This window comes from Deinococcus pimensis DSM 21231 (assembly GCF_000519345.1).
Taxonomy (GTDB): Bacteria; Deinococcota; Deinococci; order Deinococcales; family Deinococcaceae; genus Deinococcus_A; species Deinococcus_A pimensis.
The window spans coordinates 41,523-48,287 of record NZ_KI912627.1; the positions used below are offsets into that span (position 1 = coordinate 41,523).

Here is a 6,765-nt window from a genome sequence, read left to right on the forward strand (position 1 = left end):
GCGCCGTGAGGCCGCGCGAGGTGCGCCGCGCCGCCGTGCTGGGCGCGGGCACGATGGGCGGCGGCATCGCCATGAACTTCGCGAACGCCGGGATTCCCGTCACGGTCTACGAGGCGAGCGAGGAGAACCTCGCGCGCGGCCTCGCCACCATCCGCCGCAACTACGAGAACACCGCGCGCAAGGGCCGCCTCACGCAGGAGCAGGTGGAGGAGCGCCTGAAGCTCGTCACGGGCACCCTCGACCTCGCGGACCTCGGGGACGCCGACTACGTCATCGAGGCGGTCTTCGAGGACATGACCGTCAAGAAGGACGTCTTCCGGAGGCTCGACGAGGTGACGCGCGAGGACGCGATCCTCGCGACGAACACCAGCACCCTCGACGTGAACGAGATCGCGGCGGCGACGAGGGACCCCTCGCGGGTGCTGGGCATGCACTTCTTCAGCCCCGCGAACGTGATGAGGCTGCTGGAGATCGTGCGGCCCGCCCGCGTGTCCGACGAGGCGCTCGTGACGAGCGTGGCGCTCGCGCGGACACTGCGCAAGGTCGGCGTGGTGGTGGGCGTGTGCGACGGCTTCGTCGGGAACCGCATGATCAACCAGTACGGCCGCGAGGCGCAGGCCCTCGTGGAGGAGGGCGCCAGCCCCCGCGACGTGGACGACGCCATGCACGCCCTCGGGCTGCCCATGGGACCCTTCGAGATGAGCGACATGGCGGGCCTCGACATCGGCTACGCGATCCGTCAGCGCCTCGCGCGGGAGGCGGGCATGGAGCGCAGCGACACCTTCATGGACCGCCTCGTGGAGGCGGGCCGCAAGGGCCAGAAGAGCGGCGCGGGCGTGTACTCGTACGCCGGCGGCCGCACGCCCGAGCCGGACCCCGCCGTGGACGAGCTCATCGGGACGTACCGCCGCGAGAAGGGCCTCGCCCCGCGTGAGATCACGCGCGAGGAGATCACCAAGCGGCTCGTGTACCAGCTCGTGAACGAGGGCGCGCGCATCCTGGAGGAGGGAATCGCGCAGCGTTCCGGCGACATCGACGTGATCTACGTGTACGGCTACGGCTTCCCCGCGCACCTCGGCGGGCCGATGTTCCACGCGGACCTCGTGGGGCTCCCGGCGGTCCTCGCGGACGTGCGCGCGTTCCACGAGCGGCTCGGCGAGACGTGGCGCCCGGCGCCCCTGCTCGAACGCCTCGCGGCCCAGGGCGGCACCTTCACGGGATGGAGCGGTCAGCGGTCAGCGGTCAGCCGTCAGTAGAAGGGAAGCCGTCAGCGGTCAGCCGTCAGTCTCGGTCTTCCCGCGCGCCTTTCCTTCCCACCCGTTCTCCCCCACCCCCTTTTCCCACCGGCAGCCGATCGCCGAATGCCGATCGCTGCTCCGAAGGAGCCTCATGCGAGAAGCCGTCATCGTCTCCACCGCCCGCACCCCCATCGGCAAGGCCTACCGGGGCGCGTTCAGCAACACGCACGGCGCCGACCTCGGCGCGCACGCCGTCACGCACGCCCTGCGGCGCGCGGGCGTCCGCCCGGAGGAGGTGGAGGACGTCCTGATGGGCGTCGCGAACCCCGAGGGCGCCACCGGGCAGAACGTCGCGCGGCAGGTCGCGATCCGCGCGGGCCTGCCCGTCACGGTGCCCGGCGCGACCGTGAACCGCTTCTGCTCGTCGGGCCTGCAGACCATCGCGATGGCCGCGCAGAGCATCATGGCCGGGGACGCGGACGTCCTCGTCGCGGGCGGTCTGGAGAGCATCAGCCTCGTGCAGAACGAGCACATGAACAAGCACCGCGTCCTCAACGACTGGATCGTGGAGCACAAGCCCGAGCTGTACTGGAGCATGATCCGCACCGCCGAGCAGGTCGCGCGGCGCTACGGCATCTCCCGTGAAGCGCAGGACGGGTACGGCCACCAGAGTCAGGCCCGCACCGCCCGCGCCTGGGCCGAGGGCCGCTTCGAGGGCGAGGTCGTGCCGATGACCGTCCGCAAGCTCGTGCAGGACAAGGCGACCGGGGAGGTCAGCGAGCAGGAGGTGACCCTCTCGCAGGACGAGGGCGTGCGCGCCGACACCACCCTGGAGGGCCTCGCGGGGCTGCGCACCGTCAACGAGGGCGGCTTCGTCACGGCGGGCAACGCCAGCCAGCTCTCCGACGGGGCGAGCGCCGTCGTGATGATGAGCGCCGACACCGCCCGCGCGCGCGGCCTCACGCCCCTCGGGACCTTCCGGGGTTTCGCCGTGGCGGGCTGCGAACCCGACGAGATGGGCATCGGCCCCGTGTTCGCCGTGCCGAGGCTCCTCGAACGGCACGGCCTCACCGTGGGCGACATCGGACTGTGGGAGCTCAACGAGGCCTTCGCGGTGCAGGTGCTGTACTGCCGCGACCGCCTCGGCATCCCGAACGACCGCCTCAACGTGGACGGCGGCGCCATCGCCGTGGGGCACCCCTACGGCATGAGCGGCGCGCGCCTCACCGGGCACGCCCTGCTGGAGGCCGCCCGGCGCGGCGAGCGCCACGCCGTCGTGACGATGTGCGTGGGCGGCGGGATGGGCGCGGCGGGCCTCTTCGAGATCGGCGGCTAGGATTCACACGATCTTGAGGCGCTTCTCCTCCTCGTAGAGTCGCTCCCGCACGAAGTCCTTGAGCATCGTCTGGTACGGGATCTGCTTGCGGGCCGCCACGACCCGCAGACGTTCCTCCAGATCGGCGTCGAGCCGTATGCTGGTGGGCTTCACACCCTTGGCCGTCCGGGGTGTTCGTGGGCCCGAGCGCGGGGCGAGCCGCTGGGCGAACGCCTGTACTTCGGGATCGTGTCGTCCGGCCTCCACGAGCGAGGCGTCCACCTCGTGGGTGGCCCAGTACTCGGCGGCCTCGGTGTCGGTCATCTCGGGTGTGGGCGTCTGACGGGAGGCGAGCTTCTTCGGCGACTTGGGCATGGTCAGTCCTCCTGCGTTTCGTAGAGTGTACGTTCGGACTTCGTGGCAGGCCGAGCGGTACAGACGCGGACGCGCTCGCCTCTCGGTTCGAGGATCACGACGAGGACACGCCCGAACTCCGTCGCTCCCAGGATACCGAACCGTCGTTGCCCTTTCGGACCCCTGTGCGCCTCGAAGGGAAGCCCCGCAGGGTCCGTGGCGGCTTCCTCGGCCTCCTCGGGTTCGACCTTGTGAGCGGCGATATGTCCGACATTATGATGATCCCAATCGAACCGCATCCGCCCTCCGTAGCTACAATAATAGCTACTCCTCCTCTTCCGTGACAAGGAGCTTCACATGCCTGCCTTCCTCGATCGTCGTGACGTGGCCTTCCAGCTCTACGAGGTGCTCCGCGCGGACGAGCTCACCTCGCGCGAGGTCTACGCCGACCACTCCCGTGACACCTTCGACGCCACGCTCGACCTCGCCTTCAATCTCGCGGAGCGGTACTTCGCGCCGCACAACCGCGAGGCGGACCTGAACGAGCCGCACGTCGTGGACGGGAAGGTGCGGATCGTCCCGGAGGTGGGCCGCGCGCTCGACGCGTTCCGCGAGGCGGGCTTCTTCAGCGCGCACCACGCGTACGAACTGGGCGGGCTGCAACTCCCGGCGGTGGTGACGCAGGCGGCGCACGCGGCCTTCCAGGCGGCGAACATCGCCACGACGGCGTACCCGTTCCTGACGATCGGGAACGCGAACCTCCTCGCGGCGTTCGGCACCGAGGACCAGAAGCGCCGCTACCTGCCGCACCTGCTGTCGGGCCGTTTCTTCGGGACGATGGCGCTCTCCGAGCCGCAGGCGGGCAGCAGTCTCGCGGACATCCTCACGACCGCGACGCCCAGGGACGACGGCACGTACCTCATCACGGGCACGAAGATGTGGATCTCCGGCGGGGAGCACGAGCTGAGCGAGAACATCGTGCACCTCGTGCTGGCGCGCATCAAGGACGCGCCGAGGGGCACGCGCGGCATCAGCCTGTTCGTCGTGCCGCGCTACCGCGTCGAGGGCGACGGCACGCTCGGGGAGCACAACGACGTGCGGCTCGGCGGGCTGCTGCACAAGATGGGCTACCGCGGCACGACCAGCACGATCCTCAACTTCGGCGACGAGGGCCGCTGCGTCGGCGAGCTCGTCGGGGAGCCGCACCAGGGCCTCTCGTACATGTTCCACATGATGAACGAGGCGCGCATCGGCGTGGGGATGGGCGCGGCGATGCTGGCGTACGCGGGCTACCTGTACTCCCTCGACTACGCCCGCACGCGCGCGCAGGGCCGCCCGACGGGCGCGAAGGACCCGCACGCGGAGCAGCACGCGATCATCGGGCACGCGGACGTGCGGCGCATGCTGCTGATGCAGAAGGCGTACGCGGAGGGCTCCTTCGCGCTGGGCCTGTACTGCGCCCACCTGCTCGACGATCAGCGCACCCACCCGGACGCCGCGCGGCGCGAGGAGGCGGGCCTGCTGCTCGACGTGCTCACGCCCGTCATGAAGGCCTGGCCGAGCGAGTACGGCCTGAAGGCGAACGAGCAGGCCATCCAGATCCTCGGCGGGTACGGCTACACCCGCGAGTACCCCGTGGAGCAGTACTACCGCGACAACCGCCTCAACCCCATCCACGAGGGCACCAACGGCATCCAAGCGCTCGACCTGCTGGGCCGCAAGGTGAGCCTGCGCGGTGGAGCGGCCCTGGGGCTCCTGCTGCGCGAGCTGCGCGCGGCGGCGGACGACGCGGGGGCCGCTCCGGACGTGGAGGGCTGGTCGCCCGCCGCGTGGGGGCAGGAGCTGCGCCGCCTCACGGACCTGCTGGAGAGCACCACGCGAGGCCTGCTGGCCCGCGCGCCCGAGGTGGGCCCGGACCGTCTCCTGGCGAACGCCAGCGCGTACCTCGACCTGACGGGCACCCTCGTGATCGCGTGGACGTGGCTGCGGCAGGCGACCGTCGCGGCGCGCGCCCTGCACGCCGGGGCGGGCGCGGACGCGGACTTCTACCGGGGCAAGCTCCAGACCTGCCGCTACTTCTTCACCTGGGACTCGCCGCGCGTGGAGCAGCACGCCCGGCTCCTCGCGACCCTCGACCCCACCACGCTGGAGATGCGGGACGAGTGGTTCTAGCCGACGAGCACGGCGGGACTCACGTGGAAGTAGGCGCTGAGCGCGCGGATCTGCGCGACGTTGAGCTCCCGCCTGCCCGCCAGGAGACGGCTGAGGTTGCCCTGATCGATGCCGGTCGCGCGCGCCACCTCCGACTGACCGACGCCGCGCTGCTCCATCAGGAAGGCCAGGACGACGTGAGGGACGGCGTCCGGGACCGGATGACGCTCGTCCTCGTAGGCGTTGACGTGGTCGATCAGCAGCTGGAGGAGCGTACCGAGCGGATGGTCGGAGGATGCTCCGACCTGCGCCCACACCTCACCCAGGAGGTCGAGGGCGCGGGCGTGCTGCTCGTCGTTCGTGATGGGCGCGAGGTACTCGTGAGCGATGCGGTCGAGGTGTGTCCAGGTCTCCAGGAGTGTTTGGGTCGTCATGTCGGTTCCCTTCGATGGATCGGACGGATGCGGAGTCGACGGTGAGCTCTCAGGGTTTCCAGCGGTCGTACTCCACGTGGGTGAGGACGTGCTTGATCCAGACGGTCTTGAACTGGAAGTTCACCCGCGTGATGAGCCTGTAGTGGTTTCCCCGGATGTTGAAGATGACGTAGTCAGGATTGACCCAGGACGCGGTGGCGAATGTGGCCTGCACCTCGGCGAAGTTCGCGAATTCGCTCTTGCGTACCACGGCGTACCATGCGATGAGGGCGTCTCTGGCATCCGGATGCGTTTCGGCGAAGTCGTTGAGCGCCTTGCGCGAGATGATGTTCGTTCCCACGACCCAGTATGTCAAGATGACATGAAGATGTCAAACCGACATAAGGGTTCGGGACGACGCGCGACGCTGCCCTAAAGCATCGCCAAAGACGGGCGGCGCGCGTGATCTGTTAGGAAAGGGCATGAAGCTCCTCACCCTCAACCTCGGCTACTACGGCGACCGTCACGGCGACTGGAGCGCGCGGCAGGGCCTCATCGCGGAGGTGCTGCGCGCCGAACTGCCCGACGCGGTGGCGCTGCAGGCCGTCGCGAAGCACCCCGACCGCGAGGGCGGCCTCGATCAGGCGTCGCAGCTCGCGCGGCTCGTGCCGGAGCTCGGGAACGTCACGTACCAGACCACCGCCCGTCACGAGGACGGCCGCGAGGAGGGCATGGCCTTCCTGACGCGCTCGCCCGTCCTGATGAGCCGCGCGCACCTGCTCTCGCACCTGGAGGGCACCGAGGACCCGTTCAAGCGGGCGCTGCTGCACGTCGTCATCGACGAGCCGGGCGGACCGCTCCACGCGTACTGCGCGCACTTCTCCTGGGTGGAGGCGCAGGCGCTCGACAACGTCACGGAGGCCCTGCCTCAGCTCAGCTGGGCGGACGGGCCCGTGATCCTGCTCGGCGACCTCAACCAGACCCCGGACAGCGAGACCGCGCGCCGCCTCGCGGAGGCGGGCCTCACGGACGCCTGGGCGACCCTGCACCCCTCTGAGCCGGGCCTCACCTTCTTCGAGGGGGGCCGCATGGCCAAGCGCATCGATTACGCGTGGCTCTCGGAGGACCTCGCGCCGCGCCTGCGCGAGGCGAGGATCGTCGCGGACGCCCAGGGCGGCGACCTGCGCCCCTCGGATCACACGGGGCTGGTCGTGGTGCTGGGTGACTGAGAACCTCCGGTGGGCGCTCGCGCGGCTCGCCCTGCTCGCGGCGCTCGCCCTGGCGTTCGTGCTCG

Annotated in this window: 8 protein-coding genes; 4 read left to right on the forward strand and 4 right to left on the reverse strand. The window is 70.1% G+C overall.

Annotated features, from left to right (window positions below):
- Positions 1-1,256 (forward strand): 3-hydroxyacyl-CoA dehydrogenase (locus DEIPI_RS28165; protein WP_045233561.1); only part of this gene is annotated, 1,256 nt, incomplete at its 5' end.
- Positions 1,257-1,389: 133 nt separating this feature from the next.
- A complete protein-coding gene (locus DEIPI_RS0103440) occupies positions 1,390-2,574 on the forward strand; it encodes an acetyl-CoA C-acyltransferase (RefSeq protein ID WP_027480863.1) in 1,185 nt (394 codons plus the stop codon).
- 3 nt (positions 2,575-2,577) lie between these two features.
- On the opposite strand, the gene DEIPI_RS28170 is transcribed toward DEIPI_RS0103440, so the two are convergent.
- Both DEIPI_RS28170 and DEIPI_RS28175 read right to left on the reverse strand, forming a co-directional pair.
- Positions 2,578-2,928 (reverse strand): hypothetical protein, encoded by a 351-nt coding sequence (locus tag DEIPI_RS28170; protein ID WP_052351600.1) that lies wholly within the window; start codon positions 2,926-2,928, stop codon positions 2,578-2,580.
- 2 nt (positions 2,929-2,930) lie between these two features.
- The gene (locus DEIPI_RS28175; RefSeq protein ID WP_045233562.1) at positions 2,931-3,206 is read right to left on the reverse strand and encodes a BrnT family toxin; all 276 of its coding nucleotides are present in this window, start codon (positions 3,204-3,206) and stop codon (positions 2,931-2,933) included.
- A gap of 58 nt (positions 3,207-3,264) precedes the next feature.
- On the opposite strand from DEIPI_RS28175, the gene DEIPI_RS0103450 reads away from it, so the two are divergent.
- Entirely contained in the window at positions 3,265-5,079 is a 1,815-nt protein-coding gene (locus DEIPI_RS0103450) for an acyl-CoA dehydrogenase (protein ID WP_027480864.1), read from the forward strand.
- Here DEIPI_RS0103450 and DEIPI_RS35255 read toward each other — a convergent pair.
- Together DEIPI_RS35255 and DEIPI_RS0103460 are read right to left on the reverse strand one after the other, a co-directional pair.
- Entirely contained in the window at positions 5,076-5,492 is a 417-nt protein-coding gene (locus DEIPI_RS35255; RefSeq protein WP_052351601.1) for a helix-turn-helix domain-containing protein, read from the reverse strand. The two genes, DEIPI_RS0103450 and DEIPI_RS35255, sit on opposite strands and share 4 nt — an antisense overlap.
- A gap of 49 nt (positions 5,493-5,541) precedes the next feature.
- Positions 5,542-5,847, reverse strand: a complete 306-nt coding sequence (locus DEIPI_RS0103460) for a type II toxin-antitoxin system HigB family toxin (RefSeq protein ID WP_211238233.1) — start codon at positions 5,845-5,847, stop codon at positions 5,542-5,544.
- 106 nt (positions 5,848-5,953) lie between these two features.
- Between DEIPI_RS0103460 and DEIPI_RS0103465 the strand changes: the two genes are divergently transcribed.
- Entirely contained in the window at positions 5,954-6,700 is a 747-nt protein-coding gene (locus DEIPI_RS0103465; protein WP_027480866.1) for an endonuclease/exonuclease/phosphatase family protein, read from the forward strand.
- Positions 6,701-6,765 lie beyond the last annotated feature (65 nt).

Coding starts and splice junctions, on each gene's coding strand:
- DEIPI_RS28170 (WP_052351600.1), bottom strand. CDS start 2,928: ATGCCCAAGTCGCCGAAGAAGCTCGCCTCCCGTCAGACGCCCACACCC.
- DEIPI_RS28175 (WP_045233562.1), bottom strand. CDS start 3,206: ATGCGGTTCGATTGGGATCATCATAATGTCGGACATATCGCCGCTCAC.
- DEIPI_RS35255 (WP_052351601.1), bottom strand. CDS start 5,492: ATGACGACCCAAACACTCCTGGAGACCTGGACACACCTCGACCGCATC.
- DEIPI_RS0103465 (WP_027480866.1), top strand. CDS start 5,954: ATGAAGCTCCTCACCCTCAACCTCGGCTACTACGGCGACCGTCACGGC.
- DEIPI_RS0103440 (WP_027480863.1), top strand. CDS start 1,390: ATGCGAGAAGCCGTCATCGTCTCCACCGCCCGCACCCCCATCGGCAAG.
- DEIPI_RS0103450 (WP_027480864.1), top strand. CDS start 3,265: ATGCCTGCCTTCCTCGATCGTCGTGACGTGGCCTTCCAGCTCTACGAG.